The sequence below is a fragment of the Hamadaea sp. genome, assembly GCF_013362815.1.
GTDB lineage: Bacteria > Actinomycetota > Actinomycetes > Mycobacteriales > Micromonosporaceae > Hamadaea.
Map to the genome: position 1 here is coordinate 1 of NZ_JABFVK010000076.1, position 22,620 is coordinate 22,620.

Below are 22,620 nucleotides of genomic sequence, written 5' to 3' on the forward strand. Positions count from 1 at the left end.
AGTTTGTCGCCGAACTTGGCGAACCACTCGGTGATCTGCGGAATCTCGGCCTTCCACTCCTCGGGGTCCACCGCCAGGGCGGCGGCCAGATCAGCCGGGTCGAGGTCGAGGCCCGAGACGTCGAGCGCCTCCGGCGTCGGGACGTACCCGACCGGCGTCTCGACGGCGTCCGCCCGGCCTTCCAGCCGCTCGACGACCCACTTCAGCACGCGGGAGTTCTCGCCGTATCCCGGCCAGAGGAACTGACCCTCGTCCCCCCGGCGGAACCAGTTGACGTAGAAGATCTTCGGGAGCTTGGCCGCGTCCGGCGTCTCGCCGCCGCCCTTGCCCATCGCGATCCAGTGCCGGAAGTAGTCACCGGCGTTGTAGCCGATGAAGGGCAGCATCGCCATCGGGTCACGGCGGACGACGCCGACCTGGCCGACCGCGGCCGCGGTCGTCTCGGACGACAGCGTCGCGCCCTGGAACACGCCGTGCACCCAGTCACGGGCCTCGCTGACCAGCGGAATCGTGGTCTTCCGGCGGCCACCGAACAGGATGGCGTCGATCGGCACGCCCATCGGGTCCTCATAGGAGTCTGCCAGGATGGGGCACTGCTTGATCGGGGTGCAGAACCGCGAGTTCGGGTGGCTCGACAGCTCGCCGGACTCCGGCGTCCAGTCGTTGCCGTGCCAGTCGATCAGGTGCGCGGGCGGCTCGCCCATGCCCTCCCACCAGATGTCACCGTCGTCGGTCAGGGCGACGTTGGTGAACAGCGAATTGCCCTTGGCGATGGTACGCATCGCGTTCGGGTTGGTCTTGTAATCCGTTCCCGGCGCGACTCCGAACAGGCCGTACTCGGGGTTGACGGCGTACAGCCGGCCGTCGGCGCCGAACCGCATCCAGGCGATGTCGTCGCCGAGCGTCTCGACCTTCCAGCCCGGGATGGTCGGCTCCAGCATCGCGAGATTGGTCTTGCCACAGGCACTCGGGAACGCCCCGGTGACGTGGTAGACCTTCCCCTCCGGGCTGGTCAGCCGCATGATCAGCATGTGCTCGGCGAGCCAGCCCTCGTCCCGGCCCATGACCGAGCCGATCCGCAGCGAGTAGCACTTCTTGCCCAGCAAGGAGTTGCCGCCGTAGCCGGAGCCGTAGCTCCAGATCAGCCGCTCCTCGGGGAACTGGGTGATGTACTTCGTCTGGCTGCACGGCCACGGGACGTCTTCCTGGCCGGGCTGCAGCGGAGCGCCGACGGAGTGCAGCGCGTGCACGAACTCGGCGTCGTCGCCCATCGCCTCCAGCACGTGCGCACCCATCCGGGTCATCACGCGCATCGAGGCCACCACGTACGCCGAGTCGGTCAGCTCGACGCCGAACATCGGCTTCTCCGCCGTCAGCGGGCCCATGCAGAACGGGATGACGTAGAGCGTGCGGCCGGTCATGCAGCCCCGGTAGAGCTCGGTCATGATCTGCTTCATCTCAGCCGGCGCCATCCAGTTGTTGGTGGGGCCGGCGTCCGCCTCGTCGACGGAGCAGATGAAGGTGCGCTCCTCGACCCGGGCGACGTCCGTCGGGTCGGTGCGGGTCCAGAACGAGTTGGGCTTGATCTCCGGGTTGAGCCGGACCATGGTGCCCGCCTCGACGAGCTCGTCGGTCAGCCGCGTCCACTCCGCGTCCGAACCGTCGCACCAGACGATCCGGTCGGGGGTGGTCAACTCGGCGACCTCGCGTACCCAGGCGAGCAGCTTCGGATGGGCGGTCGGGGCGTTCTCCAGCCCCAAGCTGACGGTCGCAGCGGTCATGGCTCTCTCCTATGTGGTCGACTCTGACCGGGAAGGAAGTCGTGGGGACGGCGCCGAAACCCGGCGGGTGCGACGGGATGGCGCGTTCACCTGAACGTGCCCTCAGCGTAAGCCCTGCTACGCCGGTTGAGCCCTTGCCGTCTTGTGAAGAACTGCACAAGCTGCGGCGTTTGTGCGCACGGACGCTCGTTTCTCCATCCCCGCGCGCGTCCGTGCGCAAACCTTGTCGTCGCGCACTGTTGATCATGAGGTTGAGGGGTGCGACGCGCCGTCAGTTGGGACCTTGGGTTCATGATCAACGCGAGAGGTTACGGGGAAATTGGGGGGTTCCCCTGGACGGGGGACGAAGGTTAGGGTTCTGGGGCATATCGGACAACCTGCACTAAGGCTCCCCCCGGAGGCAGCGGTGACCGTTCAGATCGACTGTGCCCTGAATTCGGACGCGGAGCTGCTGACCCGCGTTCGCGGCGGCGACTCCGACGCGTACGGCGAGCTCTATCGCCGTCATGCGGACGCGGCGAAGCGCCTCGCCGTCGTCCTCGCCCGGGATCGCGGCGAAGCGGAAGATCTCGCGGCCGAGGCGTTCGCCCGCGTACTCGGCACACTTCGCGCCGGTGGCGGGCCACAGACTTCGTTTCGGCCCTATTTGCTGACCGTCGTACGCAACGCGTTCTACGACCGCGTACGGCGGAATCAGAAGGTCGAGCCGACGGATGTGATCGAGGAGTACGAACGGCCCGAGCCGTACGAGGATCCCTCGATCGCCGCCCTCGAGCGTTCCTACGCCGCCCGTGCGTTCGCCCGGTTGCCCGAACGATGGCGGGCGGTGCTGTGGCATACGGAGGTCGAAGGCGAGTCGCCGACACAGATCGCGCCGCTGTTCGGGCTCACCGCGAACGCCGTCGCCGTGCTCGCCTTCCGGGCGCGGGAACGGCTTCGGCAGGGGTACCTCGCCGAGCACATCACGCTGACCGGTTCTCCGCGCTGCCACTGGACCGGTGAGCACCTGCCCGGCTACGTCCGCGCCGGGCTGGCCGGCCGGGAGCGCACCAAGGTCGAGGACCACCTCGCCGAGTGCGCCGAGTGCCGCCGCCTGCACCGCGAGCTGACCGAGGCGAACGTGAGCTTACGGGTGGCGCTCGCGCCGCTGCTCCTAGGCGCGGCGGCGCCTGGCTACCTCGCCTCGCTGGCCGCCAAGGGCGGGCTCGCCGGGGCGTGGGCGTCGCTGACGGCCGTCGTGGCGGCCTGGTGGCACGGGCTGATCGGCGGCCTCGCCCGGATCGCCGGCGACGCCTGGTGGTGGCTGACGACCCTGCCGAAACGGCTGGCCCGGCGGTACGGCGGTCCCAACGTCGCGGCGGCGGGCGGGCTCCTCCTCGCGGCCGTCCTCGGCGTGGCCGTCTTCGTCGTCAGCGTCGTCGCCCACCCGGGACTGCCGCAGTCCAACGGTTCGACCGCCGCCGAGCTGCCCGTCCCGGCTCCGGCCGAGCCGCCGTTGCTGGCGACGACCGCGCCCCAGCCGACGCTGAACACGAGCCCGTCGCCGCTTCCGGCGCTCTCCCCGACGACGAGTCCGACGGCGAAGCCGCACGCGTCACCCGTCGGCGCGCCGGAGGACGTCTCGATCACACCGGATCCGGCCGGCTCCTCGTACGTCGCGGGGGCGAAGACGAAACTGCCGCTGGTGTTCAGCCGCACGGAATCCGGTACGCGCACCGAGGCCTTGACGCTGGCCGACCGCTCCTTTACGCGTACCACCGAGAAGAGCTGGACGTTCGAGCTGGCCTTGCCCACCGGCGTGACCCTCGCGGGCAGTGACGCGGGCGACGGCTGGCGCTGTCGCGGCGGCTCGGCCGTGACCTGTACGCGAGCCGAGCCGGGCGCGCGGACGGTGGCGAAAGTGCCGATCCAGATCGGGCCGCAGGTGACCGGATTCCAGTCGGTCGTGCTGCGCTTCGGCGGCCGGTCGATGCTGTTCCGGCTGCCCATCGCGCCGAAGGACATGTTGACCGCGTTCGCGGGCACCGGGCGGCTGCGCACCGCGCTCGGCGGCAACGCGCTGCTCAGCTGCCTGCCCCGGCCGGCCTGCCTGAGCTCGGACAACAACGCGCTGACGATGGTGCCGCTGCTGCCCTCGGCGACCGAACCCGGCCCGCCGTACGGCCTTTTCGCACCCGGCGGGCCGACCACCCCGGACGGGCAGCTGGCCGAACTGGCCGGTGACAAGGTGGCGAGCGGGGCGCTCGTGGCGGTGCCCCGAGGCGCTCGCGTGCGCTGGGCGGGGCTGATCGTCGGCGGCTCGAAGGCGGTGCCCGACCTGGTGGTCCTGCACGGACCGGACAGCGGCTGGCACCCCGTCCGGCTGGTGCGGTTCGACGGTCAGGCGTACGCGGACGTGACCCGGCTGCTCCAGGGCGACGACGGCGGCGCGTGGTGGGTGGCCGCAGCCGCCGCCGCACTGCCCGGCGGGGTGGGGGCGTACGCGGGCTGGAGCATCTCGGTCGTCTACGAGCAGGCCGGTGCGCCCCTGAGCGAAGTGGCGGTCCAGCTCGGCCCGACCGCGCTGAACCGGCCGGACTCCGAGGTGACCGTACGCGTCCGCGACCGCGCCCGCGTCGAGGTGGGCCTCGCGCTGTGGGAAGGCGATCGGGGGCTGACCGGAGACCGCCTCCTCATCGGCAAACACGTGGTCGCCGACAACCTCGCGCGCGGCGAAAGCGCTAGCGCTCGTGCGGTGGCCTGCGCCTCCGGCGGTTCCTGCGACTGGCGTACGCCGGGCGTCGACGTGCTGCACTTCGAGGGCCGGGCCGACGGGGGAGGCATCTCGTTGCGCTCCGGCGGCGATCCGCTCGTGCTCGGCCTCCTCGCGTACTCGCAAGAAGTCGACTCCCGGTAGTCTGGGCCTCGTGTTCCGATCGCTCTACAACCGCTTCCAGCATCTGATCCACGAACTGGGCAAGTTCGGGGTGGTCGGCGGGTTGGCGTTCGTCATCGACACGGCGGTCTACAGCGGGCTGCTGGCGATGGACGTCGAGACCACGGTCGCGAAGATCATCGCCACCGTGATCGCGGCGACCTGCGCCTTCATCGGCAACCGCTTCTGGACCTGGCGGGACCGCCCGCGATCGGCCCTGCACCGGGAGTACGTCCTCTACTTCACGTTCAACCTGATCGGGCTGGGCATCACGCTGGCCGTCCTCGGCTTCAGCCACTACGTGCTGGGCTCGGTGTGGCCGGCCTTCCAGACCGACCTGGCCGACCTGATCTCCGCTCAGATCGTCGGGAACGCTGTCGCCACCGTTTTCCGGTTCTGGACCTACCGGCGGTTCGTCTTCGCCTGAGCCCGCCGCTTCGCCTGAGCCCGCCGCGCGGGCGGCCGCCGCGCTTGCGGGGCGCGGGCGCTGCGGACCGTGCACACCACGCTACAAATCGATGATGTTGGCTGTGTTTCCGCTGTGTGTTGTGTAACGATCCCGGTGATTTGCCCCGCACCCGGGGCCGATCGGTCGGCGGTTCGGGCAGCCATCCCCTAAGGTAGGTGGGGTGCGTCTTGTCCGCTTCCTGCCTGAGCGATTCCACCAGCTAGCCCACGAGGCCCTCAAGTTCGGCCTGGTCGGCGTACTCAACACGCTGATCAACCTGGCCGTCTTCAACGCCCTTCTGGTCGGCATCCACGACGTCGGGCGCGTCAAGGCCAACGTCGTCGCCACCGTCGTCGCGACGGTGTTCGCGTACATGATGAGCCGCTACTGGACGTTTCGGGACCGGCCCAGCGACCACTCGACGTCGCGCGAGTTCGTCCTATTCGTGATCTTCAACCTGATCGGGCTCGGCATCGAGTCGGCGCTCATCGGCACGACCGTGTACATCCTCGGCACCAACAGCATCCTCGCGGTCAACATCGCCAAGGTACTGGGTCTGGGGATCGGCACCGTCTTCCGGTTCTGGGCATACCGGACGTTCGTCTTCCGGGGCACCCCGGCGACCTCCGAGTCCGAGGCGCTGGCCGCCGCGGCGGCCACCACCGGCACTCTCGGCGTGGAGGCCACGCTGGAGGAGATCGAGGCGGCGTACTCCGACGGGCTGCTCACCGAGGAGCAGTTCACCGAGCTCACCGCAGCACAACGCTGAACGCTTCCGACGGCTTTCAACAAGATCGGCTTTCAACAAGATCAGCGGAGTTTTCGTGGGGTCATGACCCCGCAAAAACTCCGCTGATCTTCGTCTGGATCGGTTTACTTGGTGGGGGCGGCGGGGCGCTCGTCATCGTCGTACGTGTGCGAGTCCCGGTCCGCCTCGACGATCTCGTACAGCGCGGTCTGAACCCGCTCGACGTGCGGGATGTCCGACAGAACCGACTGGCCGCGTTCACCGGCCGACTCGATGGTCAGCGTCCCGCAGCCGAGCAGCCGCTCGATGAAGGTCTGGCCCATGGAGTGGTCGTTGATCCGGTTGACCGGGATGTCGCGCCGGTTGCGCGAGAAGACGCCGGTCTGCAGGAGCACGCGCTCGTTGGTGAAGACGTAGTGCGTCGTCTTCCAGACGAGGTACGGCCACAGGGCCAGCCACACGATGGCGACCAGCGCCAGCGCGCCGACCACGATGAGCCCGATCTGGTTGATGAAGACCCCGGCCAGGATGGTCGCGGCGATGGCCACGAGGGTGACGAAGACCGGCCGGATCAGCGCTTTCCAGTGCGGGTGCAAATGCATGACGACGCGCTCGTCTCCGCTGAGCACGTCCTCGGGGAATGCCACGACTAACCTCCTGATGCTGCTGCTCTCGCAGTCGACGCGCTGAGGTTAGCCTCCGCCGTCCAGTCGCGCTATCGGCCGGTTCGTGGCATTGCCTGGGTATCCGCCCGAAGGTGGACGATGTCGCCGGCCGCCACCGCCTGCCCGGCCACTACCAGTCGCCCCTCGCTGTCCACTGTGGTGGCACGACCGCGTACCTCTGCGCCGCCGGGCAGGATCGCGCGCACGTCCAGGCCGATCGTCGCGCAGATCTGCTGGTACGCCGAACGCAGCCCGCACGCCTCGGCGTCGCCGCCGGCCGCCCGCCAAACGGCGTACGCGTCGTCGAGGCGGTCGAGCAGCCCGTGGAGCAGCGCATTGTTGTCCACAGTGGAACCACCGGACAACGTCAGGGACGTCGGCGGCAGACCGGACGGCGGCGGAGGCGGCAACTGTTCCTCCGTAAGACGAGTGTTGAGCCCGATGCCGAGCGCGATCGCGCCGGTGCCGGTCGCCTCGGCGAGGATTCCGGCACACTTCTTCCCGCCGACGAGGAGGTCGTTGGGCCACTTGAGCTCGGTCGGCACCCCGGCGACCTCGCGTACGGTGTGCGCCAAGGCAACTCCGGCGAGCAGCGGCAGCCACCCGAGCCGGGCGGGCGGGACGTCGGCCGGGCGCAGGAGAACGCTGAACCACAGTCCCCCACCGGGCGGCGATTGCCACGTACGCCCCAGCCGCCCCCGCCCGGCTGTCTGCGTACCGGCCGACACCACGAGCCCTTCGGGTTCGCCCGCCTGGGCGGCCGCCAAGACGTCGGCGTTGGTCGACCCGGTCTCGCGCACTTCGCGTACGAGGAACTTCATCTGACTAAGTTATCCACAGGCGGCGCGGACGTGGTTGCGGCCGTCCCGATCGCTTCCGTAGCGTCATCTGCGCACCGCGGTCCTGGGGAGGCGCTTGCGGTGCGACGGGGGAGGATCGCAAGTGACCAATCCGCTGGTGGCGCAGACGCAATCCTCGACCACCTGGTACACCGGCCTCGGCCTGATCGAAGATGTCGCGCAGATCTCCGACGGCATCTCCAACGACAGCTGGGTCGACGGCACGCTCGGCACCGTCGGTGGTGCGCTCGACGTCGTCGGGCTGGTCGTCGACCCGCTGGGGTCGCTGGTCGCGTGGGGCGTCTCGTGGCTTATGGAGCACGTCAAGCCGCTGAAGGAGGCGCTCGACTGGCTCGCCGGCAACCCCGACGAGATCTCGGCGCACGCCCAGACCTGGGAAAACGTCGCCAAGCACGTCCTGGACGCGCAGAAGTACTACGCCGACGCGGTGCGGATCGAGACAGCGGGATGGGTCGGCCCTTCCGGGGACGCGTACCGGCAGCACGCAGGCACGCAGCTGACCGTGCTGGAGGGCATCAGCAAAGGGGCTCACGGCATCCACTACGCCGTCATGGGCGCCGGCCTGATCGTCGGTCTGGTCCGGGGCATCGTCCGCGACCTGATCGCCCAGTTCGTCGGTACGCTCGCCGCCCGCCTGCCGCAATGGCTGGCCGAAGCGGGGCTGACCCTGGGCCTGGCGACGCCGGTGGTCATCGGCCAGGTCGTGAGCCTGGTGACGACCTGGGTCAACAAGATCCAGAAGTTCGTCCGGGCACTGTTGTCGAGCCTCAAGAAGCTCATCCCGATGGTCAAGAAGCTCGGCGAGATCCTCGATCAGCTGAAGGCGCTGCTGAGCAAGCTCTCCCGGAGCAACCCGCTGACCCGCAACGCCGACGACCTACCCGGTGGCCGACCGGCCCGGCTCGCCAACGAGGACTTCGACCCGGCCACCTGGGAGCCGACCGTCCAGCACCGGCCGGGCGCCACCGCGATCGGCAACGACCCGAACACGCTCAACGCGTACTCCTACATCCAGACCGAGGACGGCGTGCACCAGGTGGTCATCCACGGCCGCCCGTCGGGCTTCCCGCACGACATGACGCCGGCCGAGGTGGCCGCGATCATCAAGTCCAACCCGGACTACGTCCCGGGCACCCCCGTACGCATGGTGACCTGCTACGGCGGCAACATGAACATGGCGATGGCGGCCGAGTTGAAGACGACCGTGCACGGCTACAATCAGACGCTCATCGTGAATCCTGACGGCAGTTTCGTCTCAGGCGGCCAATGGCAGACGTTCGACTGGGAGAAGGACTCGTGGATGCTCGACTGAAGTTCTTCGGGTTCTACGCGGATCTGCCCTACGTCGCCGGCGCCGCCGTCTCCGCCGACGAACTCCTCGCCGAACCGCACCCGGCCGATGACAAGTCCCGGGTCGTGGCGTACCTCCAGGGCGGCGCGCCGATCACCGTCGTGCCGGGATTCCAGCGTGATCCGCGGAGCGACCGGGAACTGCCGGGTGGGGCGAGCGTCTACACCGACGGCGAGTGGGCCTGGCCGCACATCGCGGCGTACCTCGTCGAGCGCTATGACCTGGCGGTCCCCGCGGAGTTCGCCGAGCACATGCGCGCCCGGGGATTCGAGCCCGCCACGCCCGATCGCCGGCAGGTGATCGACCTGTTCCACGAGCATCAGGGAATGCTGTCGCCCCGCCCGGAGCCGCCGTTGCCGGAAGGCGCCGTGCGCTTGTCCGTCCTACTGGTCAAGCAGGTCGAGGACACGGGTAAGCAAGCCGTGGTCACCATCGCGGCGGATCTGCTGACCGGCGCGTTGCCGGTGGGTGCCCAGCTCACCGCCCCCGGCTCCACGGAGCCGCTGACGGTCGCCGGGATCCGGCTCCAGGACGGCCCGGCCGAGGCGCTCGCCGAGGGTCAGAAGGGCATCGTGCGGCTGCGGGGTGCGGCCGCGAGCGCGCTCCGGGGCGGCGACGTCCTCACGGCCTGAGCCGCTTGCTTCGATGATCAACGGAGAAAACGCGGTGCGATGACACCTGTGCGATGACACCGCGAAACTTCCGCTGATCATGGCCCTCCGATGGCGATGGCCCGCATCACAGCGACCGGCAGCCGAACGATCGTTAGGATCTCGGCATGACCGAGGCTCCGGATCCGCATACGACCGCCGGCAAGCTGGCCGAGCTCACCGCCCGGATCGACGAGGCGGTGCACGCCGGGTCGGCCCGCGCGGTGGAGAAACAGCACTCGCGGGGCAAGAAGACGGCGCGGGAGCGGATCGCGATGCTCCTCGACGAGGGCTCCTTCGTCGAGCTGGACGAGCTCGCCCGGCATCGGTCGATCGCCTTCGGGCTGGAGAAGACCCGGCCCTACGGCGACGGCGTGGTGACCGGCTACGGCACCGTCGACGGCCGCCAGGTCTGCGTGTTCGCCCAGGACTTCACGGTCTTCGGCGGCTCCCTCGGCGAGGTGTTCGGCGAGAAGATCGTCAAGGTCATGGACCTCGCGATGAAGATCGGCTGCCCGGTGGTCGGGATCAACGACTCCGGCGGCGCGCGGATCCAGGAGGGCGTCGTCTCGCTGGGTCTCTACGGCGAGATCTTCTTCCGCAACGTCCGGGCGTCCGGGGTCATCCCGCAGATCTCCCTCGTCATGGGCCCCTGCGCCGGTGGGGCCGTCTACTCCCCCGCCGTCACCGACTTCACCGTGATGGTCGACCAGACCTCGCACATGTTCATCACCGGCCCGGACGTCATCAAGACGGTCACCGGCGAGGACGTCGGCATGGAGGAGCTGGGCGGGGCGCGTACGCACAACACCAAGTCCGGCAACGCGCACTATCTGGCCTCCGACGAAGACGACGCCGTCGAGTACGTCAAGGCGCTGCTGGCGTACCTGCCCGCCAACAACCTGGACGAGCCGCCGTCCTTCCCAGCCGAAGCATCGCTCGAGGCGAGTCCGGAGGACGAGGCGCTCGACGTACTCATTCCCGACTCGGCCAACCAGCCCTACGACATGCACAAGGTCGTCGAGACGATCCTCGACGACGGCGAGTTCCTCGAAGTGCAGCCGTTGTACGCGCAGAACATCGTCGTCGGCTTCGGCCGGATCGAGGGCCGGTCGGTCGGCGTCGTCGCCAACCAGCCGATGCACTTCGCCGGGTGCCTCGACATCGCCGCCAGTGAGAAGGCCGCTCGCTTCGTGCGTACCTGCGACGCCTTCAACATTCCCGTGCTCACCTTCGTCGACGTCCCCGGCTTCTTGCCCGGCACCGGCCAGGAGTGGGAGGGGATCATCCGGCGGGGCGCGAAGCTGATCTACGCGTACGCCGAGGCCACGGTTCCGAAGATCACCGTGATCACCCGCAAGGCGTACGGCGGCGCGTACGACGTGATGGGCTCCAAGCACCTCGGCGCGGACCTGAACTTCGCCTGGCCGACCGCCCAGATCGCGGTCATGGGCGCGCAGGGCGCGGTGAACATCCTCTACCGCCAGGAACTGGGACAGGCCGCCGATCCGGTGACCGAACGCGCGAAGCTGATCACGGAGTACGAGGACACCCTCGCCAACCCCTATGTCGCCGCCGAGCGGGGCTACGTCGACGCGGTCATCCAGCCCTCGGCCACGCGCGCGCAGGTGACCCGGGCGCTGCGGACGTTGCGGACCAAGCGGGAGACGTTGCCGCCGAAGAAGCACGGCAACATCCCGCTCTGACGCTCAGAGCCGGTCCACCTGAGCTGCGGCGATGCGGCGTACCTCGGTCTCGGTGAGCTGTGTGCCGGTGACCGTCGCGACCGTGGCGCCGCGGCGTACGACCGCGGTCCACCACTGGCGGGCCGATTCGGTGCCCTGCACGTGGTCGCTGCGCACCATCAGCGAATCGTCCCCGGCGAACCCTTCGGCCTCGACGGTATGGCTGGCCAGCACCGTGCCGTCGTCGTAGCGCGGGCACACCGCGATCACCCTGCGTACGTCGGCCAGGGCCTGCTCGGCCCAGCTGTCCGCGTACACCTCGAGGATCAGCCGCACCTCGCGACCGTGACCTTGGGTGAAGGCCGCGGCGCGGGCGGCGACCCGGTGGCGTTGCGCGGGGTAGTCGGCGGCGACGTAGCCCGGGCACCCACTCACCGCGAAGGACCAGCCCAGTTCATGCTCAGCTGGTACGCTGACCGGCCGCCACCCGGCGCCGGGGATGTCGCGGCGAGCGAGCAGATCCGCCGCGTGCGTGGAGCCGGCGCTGACGGTCGGCGCGGCCGTCCCCGTCGTACGCGGTTCGCACCCGGCCGTCGCGGCGAGCACGAGAACGGCCAGGACCAGCGTGCGTAATGCCACGTAGGGCTAACGCGCATCGCCGTTACCAGCAACGCTCAATAGTTATCCACAGGTGTCCCACTGGGTAGCACCTCGTTGCCTTGGCAAAGTATCCTCAGCATCGATCGCTCGAACATTGGGGAGGGTCTGGCGATGCTTGACGCGGGTGGCGGTGGCGGTGGCGGTGGTACCAACTGGTGGAGCATGGACACGCCCACCATGTGGGCGCACATCAGTGATATCGACACCGAACCGATGTGGAAGCAGGCCAGTGGCTGGCAGAAGGCCATCGACCTCGCGTCCACGAACCTTTATCGATTGAAGGATTTCCGGGAGCAGCTAGTCACGGCGTGGCCGCCGGAGAAGAGCGAAGCCTCCCAGGCATACGTCACCAAGCTCGACGAGCTGATCAAGAGCGTCCAGGACGTGTACGACGGGGCGGTCACCAACAAGACCAGCGCCACCAACCTGGCCTCCGCGATCGGCGAGGCGAAGTACAAGGTCAAGCCGCTGTACGACGAGTGGCTGAAGAACCTTGGCACGCAGTCGACCTACGACCAGAATCTCGCTGCCAAGAAGTCGCAGCTCGCCGACACGTACGGCGCTGACTCCGGTAGCTACAAGAGCGCCCTGTCGGCGTGGCAGCGGTCCAATCCGGACCCGAGTGTCGCGTCCAAACAGGAGGCTCTCGACAACCAGGCGCGGACCGCGATGTCGAACCTGAGCACCGATCTGGTGGTCAGCAAGGGCAACATGGTGGAGCCGCAGCCCTACACGCCGCCGACGCTCGCGGGCAAGCCGCGTGACGACGGCGGCGGCGACAGCGGCAGCACCGGATCGACCGGCTCCACCGGCTCCTCGAACTCCTTCAGCAGCAGCTCGAGCTCGATGCCGCCGGTGGTTCCGATGCCGTCCTACATCCCGCCGTCGCAGCCGTCGCTGACGGGTAGCACCTACGTGCCGACCCCGACCGCGCCGACGCCCATGCCGACGGCGCCGACCCTGCCAGGCGCGCCGCCGACCGGTCCGATCGGCATGCCGCCCGCGGTTCCGCCCGTGGGCCCGCAGGGCGTCATCAAGCCGAACCTGCCGCCGACGACGACGGGCCGCCCCGGTCCGCTCGGCCCCAATGTGCTGGGCCAGGGCAAGGTTCCGAACGGTCTGCCGGGCGGCGGGCGTCCGCTCGTCGGCCCGCAGGGCATCATCGGTGGTCAGCCGGGCGGTCGTCCGGGCGCCGGTGGTCTGACCAGTCGCGGAGTCAACCCGGCCGGCGGTGTCATCGGCGGCCGTGGTGGCGCAGCCGGTGGCCCCGGTGCGGCCGGACGCGGCGGTGCAGGCGTGGCCGGTGGCCGTGGCGCGGGCATGGTCGGCGCCGGTGCCGGCGGCCGTGGCCGCAAGGGCGAGGACGAGCACGGCAACGAGTGGGATCCGGACAACCCGTGGGAGGTCGCGGAGGGCGTCAACCCGGTCGTCGATGCTCCAGGCGACACGGGCCCCATCGACCCCGGTCCCGCGATCGGCGGCCGCTGGTGAGGTTGCTGCACCGGTCGGCGCTGGTGGCGCTGGCGGCTACGGCCGTCCTCGCGCCGTCCGCGCCGGCCGCGGCACACGGTCCCAACATCCGGGCCCAGCAGTGGCATCTCGGCTTTCTGAAGATCGCCGAAGCGCAGCAGATCTCGCAAGGCGAGGGGATCACCGTCGCGGTGATCGACACCGGCGTGGCCGATCATCCGGACCTGTCCGGCAACGTCCTGACCGGCGTCGACGTGATCGCCGGCGGCACCGGCAACGGCCGGGCCGACGATGACGGGCACGGCACCGGCATGGCTGGGATCATCGCCGCGCACGGCCACGGCACCGGCAACCGCGACGGCGCGCTGGGGATCGCCCCCAAGGCGAAGATCCTCCCCATCCGCATGAGCGTCGGAACGGGCTCGAAAGCGGTCGAAGGCGGCGACAAGCCGGTCGCCGAGGGCATCCGGTGGGCGATCAAGAACGGCGCGAAGATCATCAACATCTCGCAGTCCGTGGGCGATCTCGAGACGCTGCGCGCGGTCAACGAGGCGCAGGCGGCCGGGGTGCTGATCTTCGCCGCGGCCGGGAACACCGACGCGCACGACACGGGCGTACAGGTGCCGGCTCGGTATCCCTGGGCGGTCGCGGTGGGTGGTCTCGACAAGTCGGGCAACCATCTCTCGACGTCGATCACCGGAGCCGAGGTGGAGCTCACCGCGCCCGCGGAGAAGATCTACAGCGACAACAAGGGCGGCATCTGGCGCTACGGCACCGGGACGAGCGACTCGACCGCGATCGTCTCCGGCGTCGCGGCCTTGGTCTGGTCGAAGTTCCCGCAGCTGTCGGCGGCCGAAGTGCTCCACCGGCTGGAGGCCACCGCGACGGACAAGGGCGATCCCGGCCGCGACCCGGTCTACGGGTTCGGCGCGATCGACCCCGTCAAGGCGTTGACCGCCGAGGTCGCCCCGTCGGCCGAGCCGAGCAAGTCGGCCAGCCCGCTGCCCACCTACAGCCCTCGGTCGCCCGAGCCGCTGGCGGAACCTTCCTCCAGCAACGTCGGACTGCTGGTGGCGTTGGCCATCGGCGGTCTCGTCCTCTTGGCGATCATCGCGTTGGTGCTGTTCCTGGCGCTGCGCCCCCGGCGATCGACCGGCCCGCCGGCCGGTCCACCGCCACCCACGTGGCCGAACGGCCCGAGACCATGACTGCTATCCGAGCGACGGAGGTGTGACCATGACGGATCCGAACGACAAGCTGCTGTACGACCCGAGGCTCTACCACAACCTGCCCCCGGAGGACCGCCCGTCGCAGTTCATCAGCGACTACAAGGACATCCAGATCAACGTCAAGGATCTGGACTCGTTCGCCAAGTCGTTGCAGACCGAACTGGAGCAGAACTACCTGCCCCACCGCGACAAGGTGGCCGAAGAACTGTCCGTCGGCGACGTGTACACCAACGAGAGCTTCACCGAGTTCATCGAGGCTCTGCAGCGGCATACCGAGATTCGCCAGGTGACCCTGAACCGGCTGTTCGACCACGGCACCGGGACCGGCACGTTGTCCGAGGCGGCCACGATCATCAGCTCCAACTACGGCGCTGCCGACGCGTACTCGGCGGCCACGGCGAAGAGCGTCGACAACGTCATGACCCAGGGACCGACGACGACCGAGACTCCGGTCAACACGAACACCCAGGTGCGTACCGACCCGCAGGTCTACGTTCCGGGCACGGACACGACCGTCACGGTTCCGCAGGACACCAGCAATACGCAGAGTGGCTCGCAGGACGACGGCACCTCCGTCACCGGCTGACCGCGTACGCCGCGCGAAGGGCGCGTTCCCCACTGGGGAGCGCGCCCTTTCTGTGATCGGGATCGCAGCCCCCGGGCCGGACGCGGGCGGCAGAATGAGGGCATGACGAGCGCTTCCGCCGAATCGCCGGTGATCACCGTGGTCCACGGCAATCCCACGGCCGAGCAGGTCGCGGCCCTGGTCGGGGCCCTCGTCAGCCTCGCTCCGGCAGCGGCCCCCGTCGTCGAGCCGCAGCGCAGCGCGTGGTGGGCCAGCGGTCTTCCAGCCGGTCCCCGTGGTTGGCGCGAGTCCGGCCTGCCCCGCTGAACGGCGGACGCCCGGCGGTTAGCCTGAGCCCATGAACCTCGTCCTCGCCTCGGCCAGTCCGGCCCGCCTGACCTTGCTCACCTCCGCCGGAATGGACCCGTACGTCGTGGTCAGCGGGGTCGACGAGGACGCCGTGGAAGCAACCAGCGCGGAGACTTTGTGCGCGACGCTCGCCCGGCTCAAGGCCAACGCCGTCGCGACTCGCATCCGCTCCGGTGAGCTCGGCGACGGCCTGCCCGCCGGGAACACCATCGTTCTCGGCTGCGACTCGCTGCTCGCCTTCGACGGCGAGATCCTGGGCAAGCCGGACGGTCCCGAGGAGGCCCGTAAGCGCTGGCAGGCGATGCGGGGGCGAAGCGGCGTACTGCACACCGGGCACTGCCTGATCGATCTCGGCAACGACCACGCGGTCGAAGAGGTCGCCTCGACCGTCGTGCACTTCGCCGACATCACCGACGAGGAGCTCGACGCGTACGTGGCCAGCGGCGAGCCGCTCGGCGTGGCCGGAGCGTTCAAAATGGACGGTTTAGGTGGGCCGTTCGTGGAGCGGATCGACGGCGACCCCAGCACGATCATCGGACTGTCCCTGCCGGTGCTGCGACACCTGCTGGCCCGGCTGGACCTGACGGTCATGTCCCTGTGGAGGCGTTCATGAGCAAGCGATCCCTGACCCTCGATGCCGAACTGCACGAGTACCTGGTCGCCCACGGAACTCCGCCCGACGACCTGGTCGCCGAGCTGATCGAGGAGACGCAGGCCGCCCTCGGCTCGCTCTCCGGGATGCAGATCTCCCCGGAGCAGGCCTCCTTCTTCACGCTTCTCGCCCGGCTGCTCGGCGTACGCACGGCGGTGGAGGTCGGCACGTTCACCGGCCTGTCGAGCCTCGCCGTCGCCCGGGGTATGCCGCCAGGCTCCAGCCTGATCTGCTTCGACATCTCGGCCGAGTACACCGCGATCGCCCAGCGTTACTGGGAGCGGGCCGGGTTGGACGACCGGATCGAACTCCGCCTCGGGCCGGCTCAGGAGGGCCTGAACCACCTGCCCACCGAGCCGCATCTGGACTGGGCGTTCATCGACGCCGACAAGGAGGGCTACCCGGGCTATTGGGAGGCTCTGGTCCCCCGGATGCGGCCGGGCGGCCTCATCGTGGTCGACAACGTGCTGCGCGGCGGAACCGTCATCGACCCGCCGGCCGAGCAGAACTCGGCGACGGCCGCCATCGTCGCCTTCAACGACATGGTCGTCGCCGACAAGCGTGTCGAGCCGGTCATGCTGCCCGTCGGGGACGGTCTGACGCTCGCTCGGAAGCGCTGAGCGGTCCGCCCTTGGGCACCGGATCACGGTTCTGGGTCGAATCTTGGGGTGAGATTCGACCGCGAACCCTGATCCAGCACCGAGGCGGGCGCGTCAGGCGGGCGCGTCAGGCGGGCTGGGGCTCCAGCGCAAGCGCCGAGGCGGGCGCGTCAGGCGGGCTGCGGCTCCAGCGCGGCCGACGGAACGGGCTGGGTCATCGCCCGGCCCAGTCGCCAGGCGAGCGCACCCGCGACGACCAGCAGCACCGGCACGATCAGGAAGGCCAGGCGTACGCCGACGAGGTCGGCCGTCGCGCCGAGCACGAGCGGTCCCGCGCCGAAGCTGATCCCCATCGAGTAGGAGGCGACCGCCGCCGCGCGGTCGGGCTGGTCCGGGACGACCTTGAGGGCCAGCGCGATCGCGATGGGGTAATGCATGGCGTTGCCCAGTCCGAGCAGGAGCAGCCCGGCGACGGCGACGGCGGGTGACGTCGTCGTCCAGAAGACTGCGAAGCCTGCCGCGCTGGTCAGCAGGGCGACGAAGTAGAGCCGCAGCGGTGCGATTCGCAGGGAAAGCCGCGCTCCGACGAACCGGCCGAGGAACATCCCCGCGACGATCGCCGAGATCGCCTGGGCGGCCCCGCCGACGCTCATCCCGTCCCGGTCGCGCAGCAGGTCGGCGGCCCACAGCGACAGGCCCGCCTCGACCGATCCGGTGACCGCCATCATCACCCAGGCCAGCTGGTACGCCCGCCCGAGCGGCCGTCGCCCGCCCGCACCCCGGGCGGCCACGACTTCGCCGGCTGGAAGGCGTACCCGTGAAAAGAACGCGACCAGCGCGATCGCCCCGATAACCGCGACCAGAGTGAGCATGCCGGGCCGCCACCCCGCGCCCGCACTAACCGTGAGGCCGATGACGAACGGGGCGACGAGGCCTGCGCCGGTGGCGACCGCGTTGGCCTCGGTGATCGCGGCCGGAGCCGCCGCACCGTGCCGTTCGTTGAGCGCGGCCACCACGCCGGTGATCAGCACGATGCCGAAGATCGTGATGATCCCCGCGAGCGGCAACGTGAACTCCAGGCCCCGCAGGGCGGCGAAGGCGACGACGCAGGCCACGACCCCGGCGAGCGAACCCCAGATGGCGTGACCGCGGCCGAAGCGCCGCAGGAGGAACGGGGCGACGGCTCCGCCGATCATCGAACCGGCCGCCATCGCGGTGCTGTGCAGGCCGGCGACCGCGCTCGACACGTGGTTCTCGTCCCGCAGCAACGGCACGACCGGCCCGAACCCGTAGAGGAAGTAGCCCCACGCCCCGAGCTGGGCGTAGATGAGCCAGGTGACACGGTCGCGGAGCAGGTGGGGCACGAATCCACGCTACGCAGCGGCGATCCGATCCTCAGTGGGTCGAACGGCCAGGCCCGCTATGAGCTTGACCACCTCGGGCGGCCGATCAGCGGCCGTCCTCCCGCCGTTCCACCGTCGGGAAGGTGGCCGTGTCGTAGATGCTCGGCTGGCCTTCTTCCGTCGTGTCCCCGGGGAACGCGAACCGCGGCTGGGGAATCGACATCGTGGGCTGGTTGAGCGCCTGCGCGTCGACCGGCGCCCGGTGTGCCATCGGCTGCGCCGCCTGTGCCTGCGCCGCCGGTGCCTGAGCCGTCTGTGCTTGGGCCGGCGGCTGGTACGCCTGCTGTGCGGGCTGCTGTGGGCGGTGCACCGGCAGCTGCTGGGTCTGATCGGCCGCTCGCTGGTACTGCGCGGGTGCCGCTTGCTGGTACTGCTCCGCCGCGGGCTGTTGCGGCTGCGCCGTCGCGGGCTGGTACTGCGCGGGCGCTGGGATCTGGTAGTGCGTCGGCTGGGTCGCTACCGGGGTCGGCTGGACGGTCGGCTGCGCCGCCACCGGCGCCGGGAGCTGGACCTGCTGCGGAGCCCACGGCGAGGTCGGCGGCGCCGGTCCGGCCATCGCCGGGGAACCGCCCCGGCCACGCCGCATGATCAGCACCACGCCGGTGGCGAGGAGGAGCAGGAAGACGAGACCGCCACCGATGCCGAGGGCCGGCATCATCGATCCACCGGTGTCCTTGGTGTCCGCCACCGGCTCGGCGATCGCCGACTCGGTCGCCGCAGCCTCCTCGGTCGGAGTCAGGCTCGGGCTCGCCGAGGGACTGGCCGACGGGGACGGCGACGCGATCACCTGGGCCGCGGCCAGCGAGTTCGCCGCGTTCACGATGCCGTAGCCGTACTGGTTGTCCTTGCCCTTCGCGCCCTTGTCGGTCGCGCCCTTCTGCATCGCCGTCAGCACTTCGGCGAGCTTCATCTTGGGGTACTTGGCCCAGACGAGCGCCGCGACGCCGACCGTGACCGCGCTGGCGTCACCGGTCGACACCGGCGTGACGTACTTGCCCGCGACCTTGTCCAAGCTGATCATGCCGCTGCCGGGGGCGGCGAAGTCCACCTTCGCGCCCGCGACGTAGAGCGGGTCGAACTTGCCGCTCTGATCGACGCCGGTGACGGCCACGACGCCGGGCCATGAGGCGGGCGGCATGATCTGCTTGTCGTAGGTCGTGTTCCCGGTCGCGGCGACGACCATGACACCGGCCGCGACAGCCTTGGCGACCGCGTCCATCGTCGCCTGATCACCCTGGTACGCCGGGAGGTGGATGATCTTCGCGCCCTTCTTCCGGGCGTACGCGATCGCCTTGGCCACGGTGTCGTCGGTCGGCCAGTGCGAACGATCGACGGCCACCCGCAGCGGCAGGATCCGCGCGCTCGGGGAGACGCCGAGGAGACCCAGGCCGGTGCCGTGACCCCGGCCGGAGATGAGCCCGGCGATGAAGGTCCCATGGCCGTCGGTGTCGATCTGCCCGTTGCCACCGGCCGCAGTCGTGTAGTCCATGCCCGTCAGCACCCGGTCTTTCAAGTCCTCATGGACGAAGACTCCGGTGTCGATGACGGCGACGGTCACCCCGCGCCCCTGGGTGATCTTGTGCGCGGTCGCCACCTTCAAGCTGCTCAGCCACCACTGGGCGGACCGCGTCGCGTCAGCCGCCACCGCCGGCGCAGCGGGCAGCACGAGTGCGGCCACAACGGCCGTGATCAGCACGGACTTGGCCTGCCACCGCATCATGACCTCCCCAGCGCGGCCCCTCGAGCCTGTCGTCGGTGGACGCAGAAGCGCCGCAGGGCAGACTACCCCGCGGCGCAAAACGGCGGCCACGCGTGGCGCTCGCGCTCGCTGCGCTGGACGTTCGGCGCTCGCCCCGCTTGCGCGGCCGCTGCGCTCGGCGCCCTCAGCTGCGGATCACGGATATCCATGCTTCCCGAGCCCAGGAAGCATGGATATCCGTGATCCGGTCGCATCCCAACACGGCATCCCAACACGGCGGCCCGGGCGACCACTGTGGACTAACGGACGGACTTCGCGAACTCCCGGGCGGCCCAAACCACGGTGAGCACGGTCAGCAAGCCGACGATGGTCAGCCCCTGCCAGACGTGGTCGGTGCCGGGGTGCCCGTTGAACAGGTCGCGTACGCCGTCGACCGCCCACGAGAACGGGTTCCACTTGGCGACGTTCTTCAGCCATTGCGGCGCGAACGCCAGGGGCAGCAGGATGCCGGCCGTCAGCAGGATCGGCTGGCTGACCGTCTGGAGCAGCGGCGCCAATGCGTCCTCACTGCGTACCTTGAGCGCGACGGCGGCCGACACCGCCGAGCACAACATGGCTATCAGCGCCAGCATCAGGTACGCGACCAGCACGTTCTGCAGCTCGACGGAGAGACCGAACGGCAGCGCGATCAGAGTGATCATGATGCCTTGGACCAGCAGCGTCACGACATCGCGAAGCGACCGCCCCAGCATCAGGGCGAGCCGGCTGACCGGAGTGACGCGGCTTCGTTCGATGACGCCCGCCCGCATCTCGGCGATGAGCCCGAAGCCGGAGAACAGCGCCCCGAAGATGGCCAGCATGACCAGCAGACCGGGCACGAAGACCTGGTACGCCTCGGCGTTGGTGCGTACGCCGAGAGCCGGTTTGAGCAGCGGCGCGAACAGCAGCAGATACAACAGCGGCTGCAGTACGCCGACGACCACCCAGACCGGATTGCGCAGCAGAAGGAGGATCTGACGGCTGAAAACCAGCCACGTGTCACGGAGGATCTTCATCGTCAGCTCTCCCGCAGGGTTCGGCCGGTCTTGGTGAGGAACACGTCGTCGAGGCTGGGCCGGTGCAACTCGATCGTCCCGATCCCGACGCCGCCGCTGTCGAGCGATCGCAGGATCAGCGGAATCGCGCTGCCCGCCTCGTCGACGTAGAGACGCAGGCCGTCGTCCATCGTCTCCAGCTTGCGGACGAACTCGGCGCTGCCGAGCACCTCCGCACCCCGGGCGACGTCGGTGAGGCCGATGTTCACCACGTCACCCGAGATCTCCTGCTTCAGGGAGTCCGGCGTGCCTTCGGCGACGACCTGACCGTGATCCATGATCGCGATGCGGTCACAGAGTGCGTCGGCTTCTTCGAGGTAATGCGTCGTGAGGAAGACCGTCATGCTCTCGTCGCGGAGGCGGCGTACCTCGTCCCACATGTGCGCGCGGCTCTGCGGGTCGAGTCCGGTCGTCGGCTCGTCGAGGAAGACGATCTTGGGCTGGTGGATGATGCCGAGCGCGATGTCCACGCGGCGGCGCTGGCCCCCTGAGTACGTCTTGCACTTGCGGTCGGCGTACTCCGAGAGCTGGAACGCGTCGAGGACCGCTGCGGCCCGGCGCTTCGCCTCGGCCTTGCTCACGCCGTACATCCGGGCGTGGAGGATGAGCTCCTCGCGCCCGCTCGACTCGTCCCACGTGCTGCCGCCCTGAGCGACGTAGCCGATGCGGCGGCGCACCTCGCCCGGATCACGTCGCAGGTCGGCGCCCGCGACGACGGCCGAACCGCCGTCCGGCGTGATCAGGGTGGCGAGCATGCGAAGGGTGGTGGTCTTGCCCGCGCCGTTGGGACCGAGGAAGCCGAAGATCTCGCCGGGCGCGACCGCGAGGTCGACCCCCCGGACGGCTTCCACCGTCTTCGTCTCGCGACCCTGGCGCGACCGGAAGGACTTCTTCAGCCCATGGGTCTCGATCATCATGGGCAGCACAGTATCGCGTTATGACGCGAGCGGTCAAGTTTGAATAAAGCCTATAACGCGACTGTCGCGTTCAGCGCTGGATCAGGTCGGCGCTGGATCAGGGTTCTGGGTCGTATTCCGGTCAAGATTCGACCCAGAACCCTGATCCAGCGCCCAAAAAGCGCCAAGCGCCCAAGAAGCGCCAAGCGCCAAAGGCGCAGCGCGAAACTAGACGTCCGCAACCTTGTCCCGGTACGCCTTCCACCCCGCCTCCTCGTCGACCTCGGCACTGGTCCCGGTCATGTAGGAGACGCCGGATTCGATGAGCTCGGCGACCCGCTCGCACCAGACGATCTCCCCTTCGGCGCGGGCGATCCACAGTTCGAACATCCACTGGACGTGCACGGGCTTGGTGATGTCCGTACGCCCGGTCGCGATCATGTCGCGTAATCCCTGCGTGGTGACGGTGAGCATGCGACCGCGGTGACGCAGGGCGGCGACCGCCTCTTTGCGGGGCAACGCGGGAAGGAAGGCGAACGCGGCGGTGAACGGATCACTGCCCGTCTGGATCTCCCACCACTGTTCGCGGAGCATGTTCTCGAAGGCGTCCTTGCCGCGTACGGTGATCTTGTAGGTGGTGCGCTCGGGGCGCGCCCCGACTTGTTCGGTGGCGACCGCTTCGAGTAGGCCTTCCTCCGTCATCTTCTTGAGCGCGTGGTAGATCGATCCGGGTTGGATCTTGGCCCACTTGTCGGCGTTCCAACTCAGCAGCTCACGGCGTACGTCGTAACCGTGGACCGGTTCCATCCAGTTGACCAGTCCGAGGATCATGAGCCGCGTCGTCGACATGTCCTAAGCGTAATACTCAAACTTGCTCAACTA

The 22,620-nt window shown here is 69.2% G+C and carries 21 protein-coding genes; 12 read left to right on the forward strand and 9 right to left on the reverse strand.

Going from position 1 to position 22,620, the window contains the following annotated elements:
* The coding region (locus HOV77_RS28980; RefSeq protein ID WP_290867671.1) for a phosphoenolpyruvate carboxykinase (GTP) at window positions 1-1,781 on the reverse strand (1,781 nt) is incomplete at its 3' end.
* Window positions 1,782-2,187: 406 nt separating this feature from the next.
* On the opposite strand from HOV77_RS28980, the gene HOV77_RS28985 reads away from it, so the two are divergent.
* The 3 genes from HOV77_RS28985 to HOV77_RS28995 all read left to right on the forward strand — a co-directional run bounded on the left by HOV77_RS28985 (window position 2,188) and on the right by HOV77_RS28995 (window position 5,912).
* Entirely contained in the window at window positions 2,188-4,677 is a 2,490-nt protein-coding gene (locus tag HOV77_RS28985) for a sigma-70 family RNA polymerase sigma factor (RefSeq protein ID WP_290867673.1), read from the forward strand.
* Between the two features lie 10 nt (window positions 4,678-4,687).
* Entirely contained in the window at window positions 4,688-5,122 is a 435-nt protein-coding gene (locus HOV77_RS28990) for a GtrA family protein (protein ID WP_290867675.1), read from the forward strand.
* A gap of 202 nt (window positions 5,123-5,324) precedes the next feature.
* Window positions 5,325-5,912, forward strand: a complete 588-nt coding sequence (locus HOV77_RS28995) for a GtrA family protein (protein ID WP_290867677.1) — start codon at window positions 5,325-5,327, stop codon at window positions 5,910-5,912.
* 104 nt (window positions 5,913-6,016) lie between these two features.
* Here HOV77_RS28995 and HOV77_RS29000 read toward each other — a convergent pair whose 3' ends face one another.
* On the reverse strand, window positions 6,017-6,538 hold the full coding sequence (locus HOV77_RS29000; RefSeq protein ID WP_290867679.1) for a PH domain-containing protein: 522 nt from the start codon (window positions 6,536-6,538) through the stop codon (window positions 6,017-6,019).
* 68 nt (window positions 6,539-6,606) lie between these two features.
* Window positions 6,607-7,377, reverse strand: coding sequence for a biotin--[acetyl-CoA-carboxylase] ligase (locus HOV77_RS29005; RefSeq protein ID WP_290867681.1), 771 nt, complete (start codon window positions 7,375-7,377; stop codon window positions 6,607-6,609).
* A 121-nt stretch (window positions 7,378-7,498) separates the two neighbouring features.
* Between HOV77_RS29005 and HOV77_RS29010 the strand changes: the two genes are divergently transcribed.
* From HOV77_RS29010 to HOV77_RS29020, 3 genes are all read left to right on the forward strand, one after another.
* A complete protein-coding gene (locus HOV77_RS29010) occupies window positions 7,499-8,728 on the forward strand; it encodes a hypothetical protein (protein WP_290867684.1) in 1,230 nt (409 codons plus the stop codon).
* Entirely contained in the window at window positions 8,713-9,399 is a 687-nt protein-coding gene (locus tag HOV77_RS29015; RefSeq protein ID WP_290867687.1) for a hypothetical protein, read from the forward strand. The genes HOV77_RS29010 and HOV77_RS29015 overlap by 16 nt, the downstream gene beginning before the upstream one ends.
* Before the next feature lie 146 nt (window positions 9,400-9,545).
* The gene (locus HOV77_RS29020; protein ID WP_290867690.1) at window positions 9,546-11,123 is read left to right on the forward strand and encodes an acyl-CoA carboxylase subunit beta; all 1,578 of its coding nucleotides are present in this window, start codon (window positions 9,546-9,548) and stop codon (window positions 11,121-11,123) included.
* Window positions 11,124-11,126: 3 nt separating this feature from the next.
* On the opposite strand, the gene HOV77_RS29025 is transcribed toward HOV77_RS29020, so the two are convergent.
* Window positions 11,127-11,741 (reverse strand): hypothetical protein, encoded by a 615-nt coding sequence (locus HOV77_RS29025; RefSeq protein WP_290867693.1) that lies wholly within the window; start codon window positions 11,739-11,741, stop codon window positions 11,127-11,129.
* Window positions 11,742-11,873: 132 nt separating this feature from the next.
* On the opposite strand from HOV77_RS29025, the gene HOV77_RS29030 reads away from it, so the two are divergent.
* The 6 genes from HOV77_RS29030 to HOV77_RS29055 all read left to right on the forward strand — a co-directional run bounded on the left by HOV77_RS29030 (window position 11,874) and on the right by HOV77_RS29055 (window position 16,667).
* Entirely contained in the window at window positions 11,874-13,253 is a 1,380-nt protein-coding gene (locus HOV77_RS29030) for a hypothetical protein (protein ID WP_290867695.1), read from the forward strand.
* On the forward strand, window positions 13,250-14,440 hold the full coding sequence (mycP, locus tag HOV77_RS29035; protein ID WP_290867697.1) for a type VII secretion-associated serine protease mycosin: 1,191 nt from the start codon (window positions 13,250-13,252) through the stop codon (window positions 14,438-14,440). The genes HOV77_RS29030 and mycP overlap by 4 nt, the downstream gene beginning before the upstream one ends.
* A 28-nt stretch (window positions 14,441-14,468) precedes the next feature.
* Window positions 14,469-15,047, forward strand: a complete 579-nt coding sequence (locus HOV77_RS29040) for a hypothetical protein (protein ID WP_290867700.1) — start codon at window positions 14,469-14,471, stop codon at window positions 15,045-15,047.
* Window positions 15,048-15,149: 102 nt separating this feature from the next.
* Window positions 15,150-15,353 carry an acyl-CoA carboxylase subunit epsilon gene (locus HOV77_RS29045; protein ID WP_290867703.1) on the forward strand — a complete coding sequence of 68 codons (204 nt, stop codon included), beginning with the start codon at window positions 15,150-15,152 and terminating at the stop codon, window positions 15,351-15,353.
* 31 nt (window positions 15,354-15,384) lie between these two features.
* Entirely contained in the window at window positions 15,385-16,008 is a 624-nt protein-coding gene (locus tag HOV77_RS29050) for a nucleoside triphosphate pyrophosphatase (protein WP_290867705.1), read from the forward strand.
* Complete coding sequence (locus tag HOV77_RS29055; protein WP_290867707.1) at window positions 16,005-16,667, forward strand: O-methyltransferase; 663 nt, start codon at window positions 16,005-16,007, stop codon at window positions 16,665-16,667. Before HOV77_RS29050 ends, HOV77_RS29055 begins: the two co-directional genes overlap by 4 nt.
* A gap of 149 nt (window positions 16,668-16,816) precedes the next feature.
* Here the strand turns inward: HOV77_RS29055 and HOV77_RS29060 are convergent, their stop codons facing one another.
* The 5 genes from HOV77_RS29060 to HOV77_RS29080 all read right to left on the reverse strand — a co-directional run bounded on the left by HOV77_RS29060 (window position 16,817) and on the right by HOV77_RS29080 (window position 22,587).
* The gene (locus tag HOV77_RS29060) at window positions 16,817-18,010 is read right to left on the reverse strand and encodes an MFS transporter (RefSeq protein WP_290867709.1); all 1,194 of its coding nucleotides are present in this window, start codon (window positions 18,008-18,010) and stop codon (window positions 16,817-16,819) included.
* A gap of 85 nt (window positions 18,011-18,095) precedes the next feature.
* The gene (locus HOV77_RS29065; protein WP_290867712.1) at window positions 18,096-19,769 is read right to left on the reverse strand and encodes a S8 family serine peptidase; all 1,674 of its coding nucleotides are present in this window, start codon (window positions 19,767-19,769) and stop codon (window positions 18,096-18,098) included.
* Between the two features lie 278 nt (window positions 19,770-20,047).
* Complete coding sequence (locus HOV77_RS29070; RefSeq protein ID WP_290867714.1) at window positions 20,048-20,803, reverse strand: ABC transporter permease; 756 nt, start codon at window positions 20,801-20,803, stop codon at window positions 20,048-20,050.
* A 2-nt stretch (window positions 20,804-20,805) separates the two neighbouring features.
* The gene (locus tag HOV77_RS29075; RefSeq protein ID WP_290867820.1) at window positions 20,806-21,756 is read right to left on the reverse strand and encodes an ATP-binding cassette domain-containing protein; all 951 of its coding nucleotides are present in this window, start codon (window positions 21,754-21,756) and stop codon (window positions 20,806-20,808) included.
* 210 nt (window positions 21,757-21,966) lie between these two features.
* Window positions 21,967-22,587, reverse strand: coding sequence for a PadR family transcriptional regulator (locus HOV77_RS29080; RefSeq protein WP_290867715.1), 621 nt, complete (start codon window positions 22,585-22,587; stop codon window positions 21,967-21,969).
* Window positions 22,588-22,620: the final 33 nt, after the last annotated feature.